The 20,171-nt window shown below is 45.9% G+C and carries 13 protein-coding genes; all 13 read left to right on the forward strand.

The window, feature by feature from the left end; translation table 11 throughout:
- Nucleotides 1–17: 17 nt before the first annotated feature.
- The 13 genes from ON006_RS30335 (at nt 18) to ON006_RS30395 (ending at nt 20,156) form a co-directional block, all read left to right on the forward strand.
- A complete protein-coding gene (locus tag ON006_RS30335; RefSeq protein WP_244822117.1) occupies nt 18–1,091 on the forward strand; it encodes an aminotransferase class V-fold PLP-dependent enzyme in 1,074 nt (357 codons plus the stop codon).
- Nucleotides 1,092–1,162: 71 nt separating this feature from the next.
- Nucleotides 1,163–2,083 (forward strand): RpnC/YadD family protein, encoded by a 921-nt coding sequence (locus ON006_RS30340; RefSeq protein ID WP_244822116.1) that lies wholly within the window; start codon nt 1,163–1,165, stop codon nt 2,081–2,083.
- A 123-nt stretch (nt 2,084–2,206) separates the two neighbouring features.
- Entirely contained in the window at nt 2,207–2,824 is a 618-nt protein-coding gene (locus tag ON006_RS30345; RefSeq protein WP_244822115.1) for an RNA polymerase sigma factor, read from the forward strand.
- An 88-nt stretch (nt 2,825–2,912) separates the two neighbouring features.
- Nucleotides 2,913–4,061, forward strand: a complete 1,149-nt coding sequence (locus ON006_RS30350) for a FecR family protein (RefSeq protein WP_244822114.1) — start codon at nt 2,913–2,915, stop codon at nt 4,059–4,061.
- A gap of 215 nt (nt 4,062–4,276) precedes the next feature.
- A complete protein-coding gene (locus ON006_RS30355) occupies nt 4,277–7,756 on the forward strand; it encodes a TonB-dependent receptor (RefSeq protein ID WP_244822113.1) in 3,480 nt (1,159 codons plus the stop codon).
- Between the two features lie 15 nt (nt 7,757–7,771).
- Complete coding sequence (locus ON006_RS30360; RefSeq protein ID WP_244822112.1) at nt 7,772–9,661, forward strand: RagB/SusD family nutrient uptake outer membrane protein; 1,890 nt, start codon at nt 7,772–7,774, stop codon at nt 9,659–9,661.
- Between the two features lie 26 nt (nt 9,662–9,687).
- Nucleotides 9,688–10,389, forward strand: a complete 702-nt coding sequence (locus tag ON006_RS30365) for a DUF3823 domain-containing protein (RefSeq protein ID WP_244822111.1) — start codon at nt 9,688–9,690, stop codon at nt 10,387–10,389.
- Between the two features lie 50 nt (nt 10,390–10,439).
- Nucleotides 10,440–13,979: a PVC-type heme-binding CxxCH protein gene (locus tag ON006_RS30370; RefSeq protein WP_244822110.1), complete on the forward strand. Its 3,540-nt coding sequence runs from the start codon at nt 10,440–10,442 to the stop codon at nt 13,977–13,979.
- A 111-nt stretch (nt 13,980–14,090) separates the two neighbouring features.
- Nucleotides 14,091–14,813 carry a ThuA domain-containing protein gene (locus tag ON006_RS30375; RefSeq protein WP_244822109.1) on the forward strand — a complete coding sequence of 241 codons (723 nt, stop codon included), beginning with the start codon at nt 14,091–14,093 and terminating at the stop codon, nt 14,811–14,813.
- Nucleotides 14,814–14,902: 89 nt separating this feature from the next.
- On the forward strand, nt 14,903–16,018 hold the full coding sequence (locus ON006_RS30380) for a Gfo/Idh/MocA family protein (protein WP_244822108.1): 1,116 nt from the start codon (nt 14,903–14,905) through the stop codon (nt 16,016–16,018).
- A gap of 105 nt (nt 16,019–16,123) precedes the next feature.
- Entirely contained in the window at nt 16,124–16,978 is an 855-nt protein-coding gene (locus tag ON006_RS30385) for a sugar phosphate isomerase/epimerase family protein (protein ID WP_244822107.1), read from the forward strand.
- Entirely contained in the window at nt 16,972–19,065 is a 2,094-nt protein-coding gene (locus ON006_RS30390; protein WP_244822106.1) for a CehA/McbA family metallohydrolase domain-containing protein, read from the forward strand. The genes ON006_RS30385 and ON006_RS30390 overlap by 7 nt, the downstream gene beginning before the upstream one ends.
- A gap of 23 nt (nt 19,066–19,088) precedes the next feature.
- The gene (locus ON006_RS30395) at nt 19,089–20,156 is read left to right on the forward strand and encodes a family 43 glycosylhydrolase (protein WP_244822105.1); all 1,068 of its coding nucleotides are present in this window, start codon (nt 19,089–19,091) and stop codon (nt 20,154–20,156) included.
- Nucleotides 20,157–20,171: the final 15 nt, after the last annotated feature.

The following is a 20,171-nucleotide window of genomic DNA, read 5'->3' on the forward strand; positions in this document are numbered from 1 at the left end:
TTCGCCCACCGATCATCATGTCATTCACTTTTTTTACACCAGGCCCCGCCCAGCTCTATCCTACATTTGAAAAACACTTACAAACGTTCGTAAGCGAGCAGCTGGGATCGATCTCGCACCGAAGCCAGCAGTACCGCGACTTGCATAAATTTACCGTGGATCAACTGCGGACGTTACTAAATGTTCCGGATTCCCATGCTATATTGTTTTTGGGCTCCGCTTCGGAAGCCTGGGAGCGGATCTTGTTTAGCTGCGTGGAGCTGGAAAGTTTTCACCTGGTGAATGGATCATTCTCGAAGAAGTTTTACGACTGTTCCAACGCCCTGAACAAATATGCCCACCTGTTTGAAAAACCAATGGGCGAAAGTTTTGTGGCTTCGGAAATAGTAGTACCGGAATATGCCGAGCTAATCTGTACGACGCACAACGAAACCAGTTCAGGCGTGCAAATGCCTGTTGCCGAAATCCATAAACTTAAACAGAGAAACCCGGGCAAGTTTATTGCCGTGGATATGGTATCGTCAGCTCCGTATCCCGAGCTCGACTATAGCCTGATCGACACGGCATTTTTTTCGGTGCAAAAAGCATTTGGATTACCTGCCGGACTGGGTGTATGGATCGTCAGTGAGAAATGTTTGCAAAAGGCTGAGTCTATTAGAAATCAATATTCGATTGGCGCACATAATGACTTGCCAACGCTTTGGAAGAATGCATTGAACAACGAAACTCCTGCTACCCCGAATGTAATGGGGATTTATCTGCTGGGTAAGATTGCCGAGGACTTTAACAAGATCGGGGTGCAAACATTGCGTAAGGAAACGGAGCACAAAGCATCATTGATCTATAAATTCATTGAAAAGCAACCCGGTTTTTCCACTTTCGTCAAAGAAAAAGCCAACCGCTCACAAACGGTGGTAGTAACTAACACCGAAATGCCTTCTGCTGACATTATCAAGCACATCAAGGCAAAAGGAATGGTGGTAGGGAGCGGTTATGGCAAATACAAAGCTACCCAACTGCGCATCGCCAACTTCCCGGCAACCTCCGTGGAAGACGTTGAGAAACTGATCCATGAATTGGGAAGTTTGTAGTTGATATTTTTAAGATAAGTGACCAAAAGGATGTTAGAACGTATCAATGTTCTAACATCCTTTTTTTATTTGTGAAACGAAATGATAATCTCTGGAAGTCCATATTGGAAGATGTCTTTGAAGACTTTTTAAAGTTTTTCTTTCCCGGTGCAGATGAATTGTTCGATTACTCAAGGCAATTCGAATATCTTGACAAAGAACTGGAACAACTCTTTCCCCCGGAAAAGCATCAGTATGCACCCAGGTACGTCGATAAACTCATTAAAGTTTATACCAAAGCTGGGATGGAAGAATGGATTCTGGTGCACGTTGAAGTGCAAGGTTACCAGGATCACCTTTTCGCAGATAGAATGTTTACTTACTATTATAGAATCTGGGATAAATATCGGCAACGAACAACGGCAGTTGCGATCTTAACAGATGAAAGTAAAAATTTTAGACCGACACATTTCGAGCAATCTTTCCTGGGAACAAAATTGGTTTTTGAATTTAACTCATTTAAGATACTGGATCAGTCAGAAGACGCCTTGTCAGAAAGCGACAATCTATTCGCACAAGTTATTTTGACAGTAATGACTGCATTGCGGGATAAGTCACTGGATGATGAGGATTTGTTCTCCCTAAAAGTACAACTTGCCAGAAGATTGTTTTCCAAGCAAATTCCAAAGTACAAAATTGGAAAACTGATGATTTTTTTGAAATTTTATATAAGATTGGAAAGTGATGAATTGAATGAAAAATTTGAATTTGAAATAAAAACACTTACAAATAACACAAGTAAGACGATGGGGATCGAAGAATTTTTATTGCACCAAGCCAAGGAGGAGGGAAAAGAGGAAGGTATAGAGCAGGGCGTACAACGAGGACGCATTGAGAGAAATATATCGTTTACTCAAACACTTCTCAGCGAGACTTCTTTTAGCATAGAAGAAGTGGCTCGTCTAGTCGGTGTCTCAGTCAGTTTTGTGCAGAATGTCAAGGCGACAATGTAAAGCGGCTTCGTACTTTTTGGTCTGCTGTTATCGGGTGTTTGCAGAGCGAAAGCCGAAATTCTTAAATGGCATTTTAAGAATAAATATTTAGCTTTATGCTTTGTTACCAAAAACAGACAAGCGGTGATCAATTTTGAGTCCTTAACCGGGGAGAAAACGGACCAGCAATTGTGGCAACGGATTCGTGCGGGAGACGAGCAGGCGTTCACCAATATCTTTGAGCGATACCACCGGACTTTATACAACTACGGAAGCAAGCTATCCACGAATTCCGCTATCATCGAAGATGCGGTACAGGACGTTTTTATTGATGTATGGAGGCTTAGAAATAACCTTACCGAAAACGTTACCTCTGTAAAGTTTTACCTTTACCGGGCCCTGAGAAGGAGAATCCACCTGGCTCAGGACAAGTTTCCCATTACCGAAGAAATTACATCGCTTGGCGACCAGGAAATACCGTCCAATCTCTCCAATTCCGAAACGATCCTGATCGACGACGAGTCGTCATCCATGCGTGCACGTAGAATACAGGAAATGCTTTCCCAGCTTCCCGACCGACAAATGGAAGCATTGACTTTACGTTACTTCGACGATTTCAGCATTGAAGAAATTGCCGACATTATGGGCGTCAGTGAGAAATCTGTGCGCAACTTCATTTACAAAGCCCTCACTTCCCTCCGTCAGAATCGCCAGACGCTGATCATTTCTACCCTGATTCTCTGCCTGTTATTTATTTTTTAGAATTTTTCTTAAAAAAAGTTTCATTTCTAAGGGGTCATTTTTCGGTTTCGTCGCTCTTTACTTTTGAAGGACGATAAAAGCACCCCACATGAAGCATGATCCCTATTCTCTGACGGAGCTAATCAGAAATGATGACTTTATCGCATGGGTAATGCATCCGGATGCGCTGAGTGACAGGCGGTGGGAGCTTTTTCTGGAAAAACATCCGGCTAAGAGACAAACCGTTGAGTCGGCCAGGGAATATGTCATACTGTTGGCGAAAGATACTGGCAGGGACCAGCCAACCAAAAACCAAAGCGATCGCATGTGGAGTGCTGTGGAAAGCCGTATGCACGAATCCGTGCCGTCGGCTGAGGAGAATGTAATGCCGCTGGTTCAGGCAAGAACCGTTTCCGGATGGAGGTGGGTGAGGGTAGCAGCTTCGGCCGCGCTGATATTGAGCATTGGATCGGTGAGTTACTGGTTTTATTATAAGAACACAAACGGTAATAGAGACAACATTGCTGAAACGCAGGAAACGCTGCCAGGCGCAGGAGCTATTCAGAAAAGCAATGATACGGATAAGCCCATGATGATACTTCTTAGTGACGGAAGTTCGGTAGTGTTACAGCCCGGCGGTCATTTGAGCTATTCGGAGGCTTCTAATAAAAGAAGAAGAGAGGTAACCTTGACAGGCAAGGCATTTTTTGAAATTGTAAAAAACAAAGAGAAGCCATTTCTGGTATACAGCTACGGGTTGGCTACCAAAGTACTCGGTACCAGCTTTATGATCGACGCTTCTGAGGAAAACAAGGACATTAAGGTGGAGGTGAGAACGGGTACCGTCGCGGTATTCTCGATTAACAATCTGGACAAGGCAAAGACGAGCGAAGAACTGGACAAGCCTGAATTGCAGGGTTTGACATTAACCCACGATGAAATGATCGCTTTTTCCCGCGAGAATGGAAAAATCGTCAGGCTGGCAGAACCTGGCAAACTAGCGCAGTCCGACAAGGACATTTCAAAACAACGGTTTGTGTTTGACGAAACGCCTGTATCAGAGGTTTTCAGGGTACTGGAACATGTTTACAACGTGAAGATTATTTATGATAAGGATAAAATGGGCAGCTGTCCATTGAACGCAACCCTGATAGGCCAGCCATTCAGGGAAAAACTTGACGTGATCTGTAATGCACTGGATGCCCAATACGACATTGTGGATAACCAGGTGACGATCCTTGGAAAAGGATGTAAGTGAGTGACTCAGAAATAACAAACTATATTTTATCCTAAACAGCTGCCTATGACGTAGAGCTATCCTGTATTGCTATAAAAAAAGACCAGCCATGTTCCAGCATGACTGATCTCTGATTCCCTCAAAGTAACTGACATTACTGCACATTCATTTGACAATGAATGAACGGGGAAGATTTCGTTGAATAATCTCCTTAAACAACAAATTCATTCAAAAATATGAAAAAAGTTCGACGACTTGAAGACTTTCTCATTACGCTCATGCGAATAACACTAATTCAATGCATCCTGGCAGGCCTTTTCATGGGCATTTCATGGGCACATGATAGTAGGGCCCAATCTGCATTGGGCCAGAAAGTAACGGTTGATATTCAAAATGAAGAAATTAAAACGATCCTTGCGCAGCTTGAAAAACAGACCAATGTGAAGTTTGTTTTTAGCTCCAAACTGATACAATCGGGCAGGAGAGCATCCATTAAGGCCCAGAACAGCACATTAACTGATGTTCTGGATGCATTACTGAAACCAATGGAGCTGCATTTCAAAGTAAAAAATGATCTGATCGTCATCAAACCAGATCACGCGCCTGCAAAAGAAGTAGCAGAAGAGCCTGAGAAAACTGTTGTGACCGAATCGGCTTTGGCCATTGAAAAAACCATTGCAGGTATCGTGAAAGACGAGGACGGTCTGGGATTGCCTGGCGTAAGCGTTGTTTTAAAAGGAACGCAAACCGGCACATTGACCGACGAAAAAGGAAAATATTCCATTACCGTTCCAAACGGCGAAACCGCCCTGATTTTCTCTTTTGTAGGGTTTTTATCCCAGGAAGTACTGGTAACGACCGCACAAAGCTCCTTTGATGTGACTCTTAAAGTAGACGATAAAGCATTGGAAGAAGTGGTAGTAGTCGGTTACGGTACTCAGAAAAAAGAATCGTTAACCGGCGCTATTTCTACCGTGACCAGTAAAGACCTGGAACGGGTTCACGGTGGGTCAACGGTGAGTTCGGGACTTGCAGGGAAAATCCCGGGTGTTACATTCCGCATGCCCGACGGTCGTCCTGGCGCGAGCGCTACGGTACAGATCAGGAACATGGGAAATCCATTGTTTGTAATTGATGGTATTCAGCAGGACGCCGGGCAGTTTAATAACCTTTCGCCTAATGACGTAGAGAGCATTACGGTGCTGAAAGACGCTTCTGCGGCGATTTACGGGGTTCGGGCTGCTAACGGGGTTGTTGTAGTTACTACGAAGAGAGGTAAAAACGGCACTAAAAATACAGTGAATCTCGACGCTTATACCGGCTGGCAAAACTGGTCGAGGTTTCCGAATGTAGTCAATGACTCCTACCAGTGGATGATGGGGAAAGCCGAGGCGGAAATGAACCAGTTCGGCAAAACATCCATCACACAGGCTGAGCTCGACAAATACAAAGCCGGCACAGAAATGGGCTACCAGAGCTTTAATTGGAAGGATTTTATCGTTAAGAAGAACTCGCCATTGAACTCCGTTAACCTGAATATGACGGGAGGTTCGGATAAAATCACTTACTACATTTCTGCGACACGTCTGGGCCAGAACTCAGTACTGGGCCGGGAGTTCACATTCAAAAGAAATAACATTCAGAGCAATGTCGATGCTAAAATCACCGACGGCCTGAAAATAGGGGTTCAGATCAACGGACGGATCGAAACCAGAGATCAGCCTGGTATTCCTGGTGGTGATGACTACTGGCTGCCACGTTTTGCAATTTTGCGTAACAGGCCTTTTGAGCGTCCTTATGCAAATGATAACCCGTTGTACCTCAATGATATCAAGCACAACGAAACCAATTGGGCATATAACAACAAAAAGCTTGGCGGGTATCAAACTGACATTTGGCGCGTGCTGCAAACTAATATGAATGCGGAATACAAAATTCCGGGCGTCAAAGGTTTGGTAGCAAAGGGAATGTACTCGTACTATATCGCCGACCGTGTTTTGAACGGCCATGAATACACCTATCAGGCTTATACTTACAATCCGACCGATGATTCCTATAAAGTGACAGGCGGGAGTACCAACCCTTGGAGAGAGCGACGCACGCGTAAAATCATGCGGAATGTGTACCAGGGGCAGTTGAATTACAATAATACATTTGGCAAGCATACAATGGGAGCCGTGTTCGTGGCAGAAAGGCAGGAAGAGAGAAGCCAGGAACAATGGGCGCATTCTGTTCCCAAAACCAATGTGCTGCCGCTGATGTACTTTGCAACAATGGACACCTATGACGATTTCGATACTGAGCTGGCACGTATAGGGTATATCGGTAGAGTGAATTATGACTACGCCGGGAAATATTATGTGGAATTATCCGCCAGAAGAGACGCGTCCTGGAAGTTTGCACCGGATAGAAGGGTTGGCTATTTTCCTTCGGCGTCGGCTGGTTGGAGGATTACGGAAGAGGAATTTGTCAAGCGGATTTTGGGTGGCGGAAGTATTCTGGATGATCTGAAAATTCGCGGTTCTTACGGGGTATTGGGAGACGATGACATTGGTATAGGAGCCTACGATTACTTGCCCGGCTATAACTACAACCAGGGTAATGCAATCCTGAGTGGAACACCGGTTGTTACTTCGCGCGATAAAGGTCAGATCATTAATAACATTTCCTGGTTCAAAAGTAAGATCACCGATATCGGCGCTGACTTCTCATTACTAGGCACCAAACTGATTGGTTCAGTTGACTACTTTTACCGCCTTCGTACGGGGCTGAGAGGCCGGAAATACGATTTGCAGGTGCCTAGCGAATTAGGATATAGTCTTCCTGACGAAAATGTAAACAGCGATTCGCAGTCAGGCTGGGAAGGTGCATTGACCTACAACGGCAAGCATGGTGACATTAGCTACTCCATTGGAGGTAATGTTTCTTTTTCGAGAAGTAAATTTATCTCGTCCTATAAGCCGATTTTTAACAACTCGTGGGATCAATACAGAGCTTCCATTGAAGACCGTTATAACAATATTTTCTGGGGATACGAAACGGTCGGTCAATTCCAGTCGGTACAGCAGATTAATGAATATCCTGTCAACATTGATGGCCAGGGAAACCGCACATTACTTCCGGGCGACCTGATCTATAAAGACGTTAACGGTGATAATGTGATCAACAATCTGGATGAGAGGCCCATTGGCTATACAACCAGCGGTCAACCGAACATCAACTTTGGATTGAATTTCGCGGTAAACTGGAAGGGTATTTCATTCAATGCCGACTTCTCGGGCGGGGCGATGTATTCATGGAACCAGAACTGGGAGCAAAGATGGGCCTATCAGAACGACGGTGCACTGAACAAAATATTCCTCGACAGATGGCGCCGCGCCGATCCTTTTGACCTGAACAGCGAATGGATACCAGGCAAGTATCCGGCATTGCGCTACAATGATGGCGGCCACAGCAATTACAACAAGAACTCAACATTCTGGCTGCACAATGTGAAATACATTCGTGCAAGAACGATTGAACTTGGGTATTCTTTGCCTAAATCCTTGCTGGAAAAAGTGAAACTGCAACGTGCCAGAATTTATATCAACGGCTATAACCTGTTCTCTATCGATAACCTGAAAGAATTTGGAGTGGATCCTGAAATCGCCGATGACAACGGTTTGCAGTATCCGCAAAACAAATTTGTCAACATAGGGATCAATCTTTCAATCTAATAATCAAATAGGTCGATGAAAAAGATATTATATATACCAGTGTTTTTGATGCTTTTGCTTAGCTGGGGCTGCAATGATGATGAATTTTTGAACAGGCCTCCAACGAATATCCTCACGGAAGAACAGGTTTGGGGTGATGAAGGGCAGGTACTGTCGGTACTTGGCAATTTATACAACCGTTACTACGACATTGGTTCCGTAAAAGACTGGCCGTCATTGTCAGGATTCAATGAAGCGTTTTTTTCAAACGCAGGGAGCTATGGAGATTTTCAAAACAGTGGATGGGCAAATAATTCGTGGGCTACCTGGGACTACGGTTACATTCGCGAGATCAACCTGTTTATTCAAAAATGTACCGCAGCAGATAAGCTGACACCCGCAGTTCGTGACCGGTTTTTGGCTGAGGCTAAATTTTTAAGGGCATCCTATTATTTCGAACTGGTGAAACGAATGGGTGGTGTACCGCTAATTCTGGAACCGATGACCTATGATTTCAGCGGAGACCCTACTTATTTGCAACATCCAAGGGCCAAGGAGTCGGAAATTTATGATTTTGTAATCAAAGAAGCGGAAGAGATCAAAGCTAGCTTGCCTGTGAATGTCGGAGAAAAATCACGGGTGACGCAGGCAGCCGCATTGGCAATGCAAGTGAGAGCAGCTTTATATGCCGGTTCCATTGCGAAATATGGTGTGAATACGCCTCAGGTAGCATTGTCTGGTGGAGAAGTGGGTATCCCGGCCAATCTTGCCACGGGTTATTATACCAAAGCATTGAGTGCAGCTAAGGAGCTGATCAGCGGTAAGGCTGGCGCTTATGCATTGTATACCAAAAAGCCGGACTTGTCGGAAAACTTTGCGAGCATATTTTATGATAAGGCCAATAATCCTGAGGTGATTTTTGCAGAAGATTTCAAACTGCAAAGTGGTAAGGTACATGGTTTTACGATTTCAAATCAACCAAGGTATGGTGCTGAGGAAGAGGAAGGCGGGCGTATTAATCCGTCACTGAACCTGGTAGAAGCCTTTGAAAAACTCGACAATACTTTTGCTCCGATCCCAACTACGAATGCGGCTGGTGAACCCATTTATTACAATGAGCAAACCGACATTTTCGCAGGAAGAGATGCGAGGCTGGCTGGAACAGTGATGTTACCGGGTACTGCTTTCAAAGGCAGGACCGTCGATATCTGGGCCGGATACCAGCTGGCCAATGGAAGTATTATCAGCGGAGACGACCGCGGTGCGCAAAAAACACTACCGGGCAAGACCGTACCGGAACAGGTAGTAGGCTTTGACGGCCCGATCGACGGTTTCGAATTTACAGCGCAAAGTGGTTTTTATCTTCGCAAATACCTCGATCCCGTTGTGGGATCAGGCCAGCGCGGGGTGCAAAGCGAAATGTGGTTTGTACGGTATCGTTATGCCGAAGTGTTGCTCAATGCAGCTGAGGCAGCTTTTGAACTGGGACAAGTAGCCGACGCCGCGAAATACATGAACGAAGTCCGTGCGCGTGCAGGTCTGGTGACACCATTAACCGCAGCACAGATCACATTCGACCGCATTGTACACGAGCGTCGCGTGGAGCTGGCTTTTGAAGGACATTATCTCTACGATATGAAAAGATGGCGCATTGCCCACCTGATCATGGACGGTAATGCAATCTCGGCTGGTGAAATATCCAAAGATCTTGGAAAAGCAACCAAAAGAAACACCCAGCCCTGGGCGCTCTGGTCTTACAAAGTGTACGCGCCGGGCACAGCCAATAATGGAAAATGGATTTATAAGCCTGTGAAATTAAGCCGTGTGACGGGAGCCGACCGCTTCCAGCTGGGGAATTATTATTCCTACATCGGAGACGATATCGTGAACAATAACCCGAAGATCGTCAGAAATCCAAATCACTAGCCCATCACATTCAAAGATCAGATATTATGAAAACGCGATTTCATTTCATACCAATTTTGGCCATTATGATCCTTTTTGCTTCATGCGAAAAAGATAACTATCCGGCCCCCAAATCCGTATTATCAGGGCAAATTGTTTACAATGGCGAACCCATTGGCGTAGAATATAATCAGGTAAGGCTGCAATTGTGGCAACCTGGTTTCGGAAAATTGGCCGCGATCGACGCACAGGTTGCGCAGGACGGGTCTTACTCGGCGATGCTTTTCAATGGTAATTACAAAATGGTTTTTCCAAAAGGCAGAGGGCCGTTTAAGACATTGGAAAAAGATGCGACTGCGAAGGACACATTGTTTGTCAAATTAGAGGGCAACCAGACAGTGGATGTGGAAGTGATGCCTTACTATATGATCCGTACGCCACAGTTCAATGGCGGAGAAAGTAAAGTTTCTGTTGCATTGAAACTTGAAAAGATCATTAAGGACGTGAATGCAAAAGATGTGGAAAGAGTAACACTTTATGTCAACAAGACAGAATTCGTTTCCCGCTCCACCAACATTGCCACTGCCGAAATACCCGGCGGAGATATCAAGGATTTGAATGCGATTAGCCTTACTACAAATGTCCCCGCGCTGATGCCGACCCAAAACTATGTTTTTGCAAGGGTGGGCGTAAAGATCAAGGACGTGGAGGATATGGTTTTTTCACCGGTTCAAAAAGTGCAGTTGTAAAGAATAACTAATCCTAAACTCTTACCTAATCTTATTTTAAATTCAATTGAATGAGGAAGTACATTGCGATGTTATTTGTCGGGCTAATTGCCCTTGCCTGTGCAAAAAACAAAATGAGTTCGTCGGGCGGGAAGACAGGTGAAACGAAGGGGAGAAGGGCGGAAGTCTTGTTCCTGGGCCATAATAGCAAGCATCATGATTCCGGCAAATATGCACCCTGGCTTTCAGTGAAATTGTTCAAAAGCGGCATTAACATGTCGTACACCGTTGATCTGAATGAGCTGAACCCTGAAAACCTGAAAAAGTATGATGGACTTATCATTTATGCCAACCACGATTCATTATCGCCGAACCAGGAAAGCGCTATGAAGGCCTTCGTGGAAGGAGGAAAAGGTTTGATCCCAATTCATTCAGCTTCCGGATGCTTTCGCAATTCGGCCTGGTACATTAAGACTATCGGCGGACAATTTGCTTCTCATAAAGCAGGCAGCTTTAAAAATTTAATACTAAAACCGGAACACCAGGTCATGGAAGGCATTACTGCCTTTCAGACCTGGGATGAAACTTACGTGCACAAAAACCTGAACCCCGACAAAACCGTGCTTGGTGAGCGGGTGGAAGGTGACGTGCATGAACCCTACACCTGGGTGCGCAATGAAGGAAAAGGACGCGTTTTTTACACCGCTTATGGTCATGAAGACAGTACCTGGACCAACAATGGATTTTTGGACCTGGTAAGAAACGGGGTGCTATGGGCGATGGGCGACCAGGTGAAAGCTGAAATTGCCGCATTGAAATTACCCAACGTGGACATTTACCAGTCGGACACTATTTCACATTATACCAAAAGGCATGTAGTACCCAAAATCCAGGAGTCACTGTCGCCAGCCGAATCCAATAAACTGACACAGGTCCCTGCCGATTTTGAAATCCAGCTTTTTGCAGCGGAGCCCGACATTACGAACCCTATCGCGATGTCCTGGGATGAGCGCGGGCGCCTCTGGGTGGTAGAGTCTGTGGATTATCCCAACACATTCAAGGAAACCGACGGTGCTGCGAATGATCGGATCAAGATTTGTGAAGATACCAATGGGGATGGCAAGGCCGATAAATTCACTGTTTTTGCCGATAAGCTGAACATTCCGACCAGTATGGTTTTTTCAAATGGCGGGATTATTGTTTCGATGGCACCGGACTTTCTTTTTATGAAAGATACCAATGGCGACGACGTAGCCGATGTGCGCGAAGTGATCATGACGGGCTGGGGTAAAAACGATACCCACGCCGGGCCGTCGAACCTGCAATATGGTTTCGACAACAAAATCTGGGGAGTACTGGGTTATTCAGGTTTTAATGGTACAATTAACGGTAAGAAATTCAATTTTTCGCAAGGTGTTTATCATTTCAAACCAGACGGAAAAGAGTTTGCGTTTCTTGGAAACAGCAGCAATAATACCTGGGGACTTGGCGTGACGGAGGACAACAATGTGTTCCTTTCCACTGCAAATAACACCCATAGCGCATTCTATTCCATGCCGGGGCAATATTTGCAGCGCTCGCTTGGCGAAGATCAGCCTTCGATACAAGCCGTTCAAAAGATCGACGGACATTATGATGCGCATGCTGTGACACCTAATTTGCGCCAGGTGGATGTGGTGGGAGGTTTTACTTCTGCTGCCGGACACCGTTTTTATACAGCGAGAAGTTTCCCAAAAGAGTACTGGAACCGCATAGCATTTGTATCCGAACCTACAATTCGGTTGGTACACAAAGCCATTCTGGAACCGGATGGTGCGGGCTTTAAGGAAAAAGACGGCTGGAATTTTATGGCTAGTTCGGATGAATGGTTTGGTCCGGTACAAGCCGAAACCGGCCCCGATGGAGCTGTGTGGGTGGCGGATTGGTATAACTTCATTATTCAACACAATGTATTCGTTCCGGCGCAGTCTCCCGCAGAATTTATCATTCCATTCAAAGAGCAGCCGCACGGCCCGGGTAATGCATTCAGCAGCCCGATGCGTGACCTTAACCATGGCCGTGTTTACAGGGTTATTTACAAAAACGGTAAGAAATCGCCAGCATTGAAATTATCAAAAGATGACTTACCGGGACTGGTGGCGGCATTGGAAAACGATAATATGTTTTGGCGCATGACCGCTCAGCGACTTTTGGTAGAATCCAAAAAACTTTCGGTAGTACCGGATCTTTACAAAATCATCAACAATCAAAAAGTAGACGAGATCGGATTGAACAGTCCTGCGGTTCACGCATTGTGGACATTGCACGGCCTGGGTGTACTCGACGGCTCGAACCCGGAAGCATTGCAGGTTGTAGGCAAAGCGCTCACGCATCCTGCGGCCGGTGTTCGCAAAGCGGCAGCCAGTGTTTTACCAAAAAATGAACAGAGTTTTGAAATGCTGCAAAAAGCATTGACAGACCCAAGCCTGAACACAAGGTTAGGTGTATTTGTGGCTTTGATGGAATTGCCATCGTCCGAAAAAGTAGGGGAGGCAGTCTACCAAGCTTCGCAGGATGAGCAAAATGCCAAAGATCCCTGGTTATCCAAAGCTATCCTGGCGGCAGCCATCAAACATGAAAAAGGATTCCTGGCAGCTTCTCGGACACAGTCTTCGAAATCTGGATTCAGCCAGCAAATTGCACAGGCATTAGGCAAGGAAGTGTATCCGCTTGGCAGGAGAAATACATTACAATTCCCGCCGGATGTGACCGGCAAGGAAATCACGATCCGCGCTAGTGTTACCAAAGCGAAAGACAGAGCATTGCAAGGTTTTATCGCAGGGCAAGGTGGTAAGGACGGCGGTTACGCACTCTACATTCAGGATGGAAAAGTGATTATGGCTGTGAAACAGCATGGTACCGTGGGTCAGGCTGCAACTAGTGAGCCACTCCCTGAGAAATTCGACATAGTAGCCAAATTGGCGAAAGGCGGAGACATCAGCATTGAAATCGATGGAAAAGAGGCTGCAAAAGGTAAAGCACATATGTTGTTCGCCGCTCCGCTGAGCAACTCTGTACGTACCGGTGAGGATGTGGAAGGTGATGATAAAATAGGTTCCTATGAGGGCAGGTTTGGGTTTGTAGGTAATTTTCAAAAGGCCTCATTGGAACTGAATAAGCCTTCGGAAGGCAATAATGTAGAAACTGCCTCTGCTCCGAAACCGACTTCATCCACTTCATTGGCATCGTCGAACGCTTTGGTGATTGAGCTGAAAGTTGAAAAGGAAATCATGCAGTACGACAAAAAACTGATTACGGTGAAAGCAGGGCAAAAAGTGGTGATCAACCTCGAAAACCCGGATGGTATGCAGCATAACCTTTTGATCATTAAACCAGGTTCTTTGCCGAAGGTTGGAAAAGCAGCGGACGAGCTGCTGAGCAATCCAAAGGCTGCCGAAATGCAGTATGTACCCAAGATCGCCGAAGTACTTTACTCCACTAAACTTGTGAACTCTGGTGAAACCGTGACTCTGGAATTTACAGTTCCCAATGAGCCGGGCGATTACCCCTACGTATGCACATTCCCTGGCCACTGGCGCGGTATGAATGGCATTATGCGGGTTAGCAGGTGAGTTCATGAGTTTAGAGTTGATGAGTTAAAGTTCCGAAACCAACTCATCGACTCAGAACCAGTAAATATTTCATTTCTATTTTATATAAAAGCTCATAACCTCACAAAAACTATGTCCAAAGCCTTTCTCTCTTTCTTGATCGTCGCGGTACTGGGTCTTACCGCGATGGCGGAGCCCGGTAGCACTGCTAAAAAGCCCATTCGTGTTCTGTTGGTTGGAGGAGGAGCTTCCCACGATTTTGATAAATGGTACAAACAGGAAGATGTCCAGACTTTGCAAAAAGGCGGCCTGGCAATGGTAGAATACACCAGTGACCCGACTACTATTCTGTCTAAACTGAAAGACATTGACGTGCTGCTTCTGGCAAATAACCAGCCAATCGCAGACGACGCGACCCGCAAGGCCATTTTTGCATTCGTGGATGCTGGAAAAGGCCTCGTGCTCGCACATCCTGCGCTTTGGTACAACTGGAAAGACTGGCCGGAATACAATCAAAAACTTGTTGGCGGGGGTTCAAAAGGACATGACAAATACGGTCCGTTTGATGTTACGATCACAAAAAAGCATCCGGTGACGAAGAATGTGCCGGAAACATTCCATTTGGATGATGAATTATATTACCAAATTCCTGACGAATCAGGATCGCCGATAGAAGTTTTGGCAACGGCAAAAGCGGCCACATCGGACAAAGTTTTCCCAAGCATTTTTATCGTAAAATATCCAAAAGGAAGAGTTCTAGGGATCGCACTTGGCCACGACGCCGCGTCACATACAATCGCACCCTACCAGACGATCCTGAGGAACGCCATCGTTTGGGCGGCAGGGGATCGTTAACCCAGGGCTTAAGCCCTGGGCTAGAGACAGAAACAAAATCATTATCCATTAACCCCGGACTTCAGTCCGGGGACTAACAAAAAAACAAAATGAGTCAGAAGCAAATCACAGTCGTAATCGTAGGTATGGGTTTTGGAAAAGAATTTATCCCCATCTACCAAAGTCACCCGAACATCAAGGCCGTAGGGATTTGTACCCGCAGCAAGGAAACCCGTGATGAACTGACTGCCAAATTCAATCTGGACCCAAATCTGGTTTTCGAGCATTTTGAGGATGTTCCCAAAAGAGACGATGTAGACGCAATCCACGTCGTGACGCCCGTTCCCGAGCACGCGAAAATGACCCTAGCGTCACTGAATGCGGGAAAACACACTGCCTGTACCATTCCTATGGCGATGACGGTGGAAGATTGCACAGCCATTGTGGAAGCCAAGCGCCGCGCCAATAAAGTGTACATGATGATGGAAACCGCGTTGTACACGCGTGAGTTTTTATACGGATTGAAATTGGCAGAAACCGGTGAATTGGGCCGAATTCAGTTCGTTCGTGGCTCGCACATTCAGGATATGAGCATGGAAGGCTGGGGCGAATACTGGAAAGGTTACCCGCCCATGCTGAATGGAACGCACGCCATTTCCCCGCTTTTAAAAATCAATAATACCATTGCGGAAACTGTGGTATGTCACGGATCAGGCAGGTTGAGTGAAGACCTGGCGAGTCGCTATGGTTCACCATTTGCGGTAGAAACAGCCACATTTACATTGAAAAACACAGACGTGGTCGCAGAAGCAACACGTTCATTGTTTGATGTGGTGCGCCAGTATCGTGAAAGTTATGATGTGTATGGTACCAAGATGTCATTCGAATGGGAGCAGTTGCAGGATGAAAGTCACATCATTTTTGACGGTGGTGAAAATGCAAAACGCATTGATGTGCCTGACACGGACGAATTACTGATCGAGCCGATCAAACATTTCACTAAACGTGAAAAAATCGACGACCCTAATCACGTTTCTTTCTTGCAGGGAGCAGGCCACGGCGGTTCACATCCACATTTGGTACAGGAATTCGTAGCTGCGATCATTGAAGGCAGAGATTCGGCAGTGGACGCTGCGCTCGCGGCGAACTACACATGTGCCGGTATATGCGCACACGAGTCAGCCATGAAAGGCGGTATTCGTGTGAATGTTCCAAGTTTTGAATAAATGGACTTGGTAGGTTTTTTTCAAACCTGCCAAGTCTTGTTAAATAGGAAGACTTGGTAAGTTTGAAAAAAACTTGCCAAGTCCAAACAACCTCAAATCAGCATCATGCTATTCGGAGCAAGCACCTTTATATGGGTCTCACCGTTTTCCACGGCGAACATTGACCTTCTTACCAAGGTAAAGAACATGGGCTATGACATTATCGAAATAGCCGTTGAAGACACCAGTATCATTGACTGGACATTAATCAAAGACATTGCCCGTGACCTGGACCTGAAAATTACCATTAGTGGTGCTTTTGGAGCGGAAAGGGACATTTCCAGTATTGAACCGCAGTACCGTCAACTGGGAAAGCAGTACATTATCGATTGTATCAAAATTGCACAGAATGTCGGTAGTCCCATTTTTGGCGGACCGGTTTATTCGGCGGTCGGCAAGACGCGCATTGTTTCGGAAGAGCAAAAAAAGCAGGAGCGTGATTGGTGTGTGGAAACATTAATTGAGATCGGTCAGATCGCGGGAGATTATGGTGTAGTAGTAGGTTTGGAGCCGCTTAATCGCTTCGAAACCGATATGATTAATACGGTCGATCAGGCACTGTCCATTGTCAATGAGGTTTCGAGTCCTAATCTTAAAATTGTCCTGGATACTTTTCATTCCAATATCGAAGAAAAAGACATTCCGACTTCCATAAGGAAAATCGGGAAGGATTTGCTTTGTCATGTACAAGGCAATGAAAGTGACCGCGGTACGCCCGGCACCGGGCATTTGGAATGGGAAGGAATCCGTGAGGCGTTGACTGAAATTGAGTATGAGGGGGCCGTTGTCATTGAAACTTTCGGGCAGCCATCCAAGGAACTGGCGAGAGCAGCTTGCATTTGGCGGCCACTCGCCAATAGTGCCGATGAGCTGGCAACCGAAGGACTTGCTTTTTACAGGAAAATGTTCTCACCATGCTGATATTGAAAGAGATGCGTCAAATTGTTATTCTTGTCTTATGCGTGCTACCCACATGGCTTCAAGCGCAGGTACCTGTGGATTTGAAAGGATTTGATAAGAAAAAAGGGGCTCAGGCCACTGTTGACGGGGATAAGCTGCTGGTGGAATGGCCGGCTGGGAAATCAGAATCGGGGCGCGTCACTATTGACTTGAATAAAAGTCAGCCGCTGATCAGTAGCCTTCAAATCGGGGCAAATGCTAAATTCAAAACCATAGCCGATCACCTCGATCCGGCTATTATTTTGACCGTTGGGAAAAGAGATCTCGTTTCGCAAAACGGCTGGAATATTTTCTTTGATAAAACAGCTTATTTGCCCCACAACAGCTATCCGGTTACGCTGGATAAAAGTGCCGTGAAGGTGGTAACATCTGGTTCTCAAACCGAGATCATTGTTTCGGGCGCTACTGCAGGATCATTTACAGGATCAATTAACCTTACCCTTTATAACGGCAGCCCGCTGATGAATGTAGCTGCTGTTATGTCGACCATGGTCGATTCATTGGCTGTAATTTATGATGCAGGGTTGGTTAGCAAACAAACGCCCTGGGAAAAGCTATTCTGGTCGGACACTGAGAATTACATCCGTAATGCAAAGGTTTCCAAAATGGATACTGTTGAAATGATGGCTGTGAAATACCGGACCATTATCGGGCAGAGCAAGGAAGCGAGTCTGGCAGTTTTTCCTGCGCCACATCAGTACTTTTATCCGTTGGATAATTGCTACAACCTGGAACACATCTGGTACGGGCAAAATTACAGGAACCTAGTTCCCGGTTTTGGAATAGGAATCCGTCATGATTTGCTGGGTGACCGGCGGTGGGTACCGTGGTTCAATGCGCCTCCCAACACGCAGCAGCGCTATAATTTCTTCTGTTTGCTAAGCAGTGAAAAGGACGGAAAAGTGCTGGAAAAGGTAAAGGAATTTACTCATAATGATACCTACGAGCCGCTGCCGGGTTATTACACGATGTCGAGCCACTTTCATCAGGAGCATGTTGATGATGTTTTGACCAAAAAACCATTGCCTGAAATGCCCGGCTTTGTAAAGGCCTTTCGCAATACGGGCATTAACATTGTGCATTTGGCTGAGTTTCATGGCCCGGGTAGTCCGCGTGGTCCTGAGGCTAAGCGCTGGCCGGAGCTAAAAACCATGTTCAGTGAATGTGCCAGGCTTTCGGGTGGGAATTTTTTGCTGTTACCGGGAGAGGAACCTAATAATTTCTTAGGCGGACATTGGATGAATATTTTTCCAAAACCCGTGTACTGGCTGATGTCCCGTGAAAAAGACCAGCCTTTTGTGGAGGAAACGAAGGAGTATGGTAAGGTCTATCGCATTGGGAATAAAGAAGAAATGCTGAAACTGCTGGAACTGGAAAATGGCTTGGCCTGGACGGCACATGCCAGAACCAAGGGCTCCACCGGGTTTCCTGACAAATATAAAGATGAAGCATTCTACAAATCAGACCGATTTCTGGGGGCAGCGTGGAAAGCCATGCCGGCGGATCTTTCTCAACCTAAATTAGGCAAGCGTGTGCTGGATTTAATGGACGATATGGCGAATTGGGGTCAGAAAAAGTACGTGATCGCCGAGGCTGACTTGTTTCGCATTGAACCCAACTATGAGCTGTACGGACATTTGAATGTCAATTATTTACAGTTGGACGAGCTACCACGATTCGAAGAAGGCTGGCAGCCAATACTGGATGTAATGCGGAAAGGCAAATTTTTCGTTTCCACCGGTGAGGTACTGTTACCTTCATTTAAAGTGAATAATGCTGGGGCAGGTGAGGTAACCAAAGTGGATGCGAAGGGTAATGTGGATATCAATTTGAATGTAAAATGGACATTCCCGCTGAACCGGGCTGAAATTATTTCGGGTGATGGTAAAGAGATTTTTCATGATGTGATCAATCTGAATGATACTGAAGCTTTCGGTCAAAAGGATTTCAGGTTTACGCAAAATTTAAAAAATAGAAAATGGGTGCGGATTGAAGTGTGGGACGTGGCTTCCAATGGCGCATTTACCCAGATTGTCTGGCTCGAATAATGATGTTTAAAAACTAAACTCCTATGATCAGAATACTCTTTTCACTACTTGTGTCTCTGACGGTTATTGGAACGGGATGTTGCAAAAGCAGCAACGATCCAGCCGTCATGCAAGACAAGCAAGATTCCACCAAATACAAAAATCCGGTTTTCGAACCGATACTGGCTGATCCGACGGTCGTGAAAGCCGATGATGGCTGGTTTTATGCGTACGGCACGATGGACAATTGGGGTGATGGAAAAGGCGCACATTTGATCCCGGTTGTACGGTCGAAGGATCTTGTGCATTGGACTTATGTTAAAGACGCATTTCTGAGCAAACCTGCCTGGAAGGAAAAGGGAGGGATATGGGCGCCGGAAGTGGTGAAAGTGAATGGGAAGTATCACATGTACTATGCCTATTCTACCTGGGGAGACCCGAATCCGGGCGTTGGGCTGGCCATCGCAGATTCGCCTGCCGGGCCCTTTACAGACAATGGGAAGCTTTTCCTTAGTTCGGAAGTGAATGTGCCCAACTCCATTGATCCGTTTTATCTGGAAGAGAATGGCAAAAAGTACGTTTTCTGGGGAAGTTTCAGCAATGTGCCAACGCAAGGTACTTACGGTGTTGAATTGTCGGCCGATGGAAAATCCATTCCCGATCTGTCCAAAAAATTCAAGGTAGCAGCAGGCGATTTTGAAGCGGTCATGATCCAGAAAAAAGGGGACTATTATTACTTTCTGGGTTCGAAAGAAAGCTGCTGCGAAGGTGCAAAAAGCAAGTACCACGTTAGAGTAGGACGTTCGAAGACAATCTTCGGGCCATTTCTCGACAAAGACGGGAAGGATTTGAAAGAACGGGGAACGGGTTCTGTTTTGATTCAACCCAATGCTAAGTATGCAGGGCCGGGGCATAATTCTAGGTGGATCACGGACGATTCGGGTACGGACTGGCTGTTGTACCATGCTATCGACAGAATGACGCCCTATGTTCCAACAGGCGCGAACAGGCGTGTTTTGATGCTTGATAAAATTACCTGGGAAAACGGCTGGCCGGAAATTTTAAATGCGGAACCGAGCATAGAAAATACTGCCGCACCACTTTTTAAATAGCAAACAATTAATCCT

Source organism: Dyadobacter pollutisoli (assembly GCF_026625565.1).
In the GTDB taxonomy this organism is placed as follows: Bacteria; Bacteroidota; Bacteroidia; order Cytophagales; family Spirosomataceae; genus Dyadobacter; species Dyadobacter pollutisoli.

Bases quoted from the DNA above. Each gene is read 5' to 3' on its own strand.
- ON006_RS30350 (WP_244822114.1), top strand. From the start codon at position 2,913: ATGAAGCATGATCCCTATTCTCTGACGGAGCTAATCAGAAATGATGAC.
- ON006_RS30380 (WP_244822108.1), top strand. From the start codon at position 14,903: ATGAGTCAGAAGCAAATCACAGTCGTAATCGTAGGTATGGGTTTTGGA.
- ON006_RS30355 (WP_244822113.1), top strand. From the start codon at position 4,277: ATGAAAAAAGTTCGACGACTTGAAGACTTTCTCATTACGCTCATGCGA.
- ON006_RS30370 (WP_244822110.1), top strand. From the start codon at position 10,440: ATGAGGAAGTACATTGCGATGTTATTTGTCGGGCTAATTGCCCTTGCC.
- ON006_RS30395 (WP_244822105.1), top strand. From the start codon at position 19,089: ATGATCAGAATACTCTTTTCACTACTTGTGTCTCTGACGGTTATTGGA.
- ON006_RS30360 (WP_244822112.1), top strand. From the start codon at position 7,772: ATGAAAAAGATATTATATATACCAGTGTTTTTGATGCTTTTGCTTAGC.
- ON006_RS30375 (WP_244822109.1), top strand. From the start codon at position 14,091: ATGTCCAAAGCCTTTCTCTCTTTCTTGATCGTCGCGGTACTGGGTCTT.
- ON006_RS30365 (WP_244822111.1), top strand. From the start codon at position 9,688: ATGAAAACGCGATTTCATTTCATACCAATTTTGGCCATTATGATCCTT.
- ON006_RS30335 (WP_244822117.1), top strand. From the start codon at position 18: ATGTCATTCACTTTTTTTACACCAGGCCCCGCCCAGCTCTATCCTACA.
- ON006_RS30385 (WP_244822107.1), top strand. From the start codon at position 16,124: ATGCTATTCGGAGCAAGCACCTTTATATGGGTCTCACCGTTTTCCACG.
- ON006_RS30390 (WP_244822106.1), top strand. From the start codon at position 16,972: ATGCTGATATTGAAAGAGATGCGTCAAATTGTTATTCTTGTCTTATGC.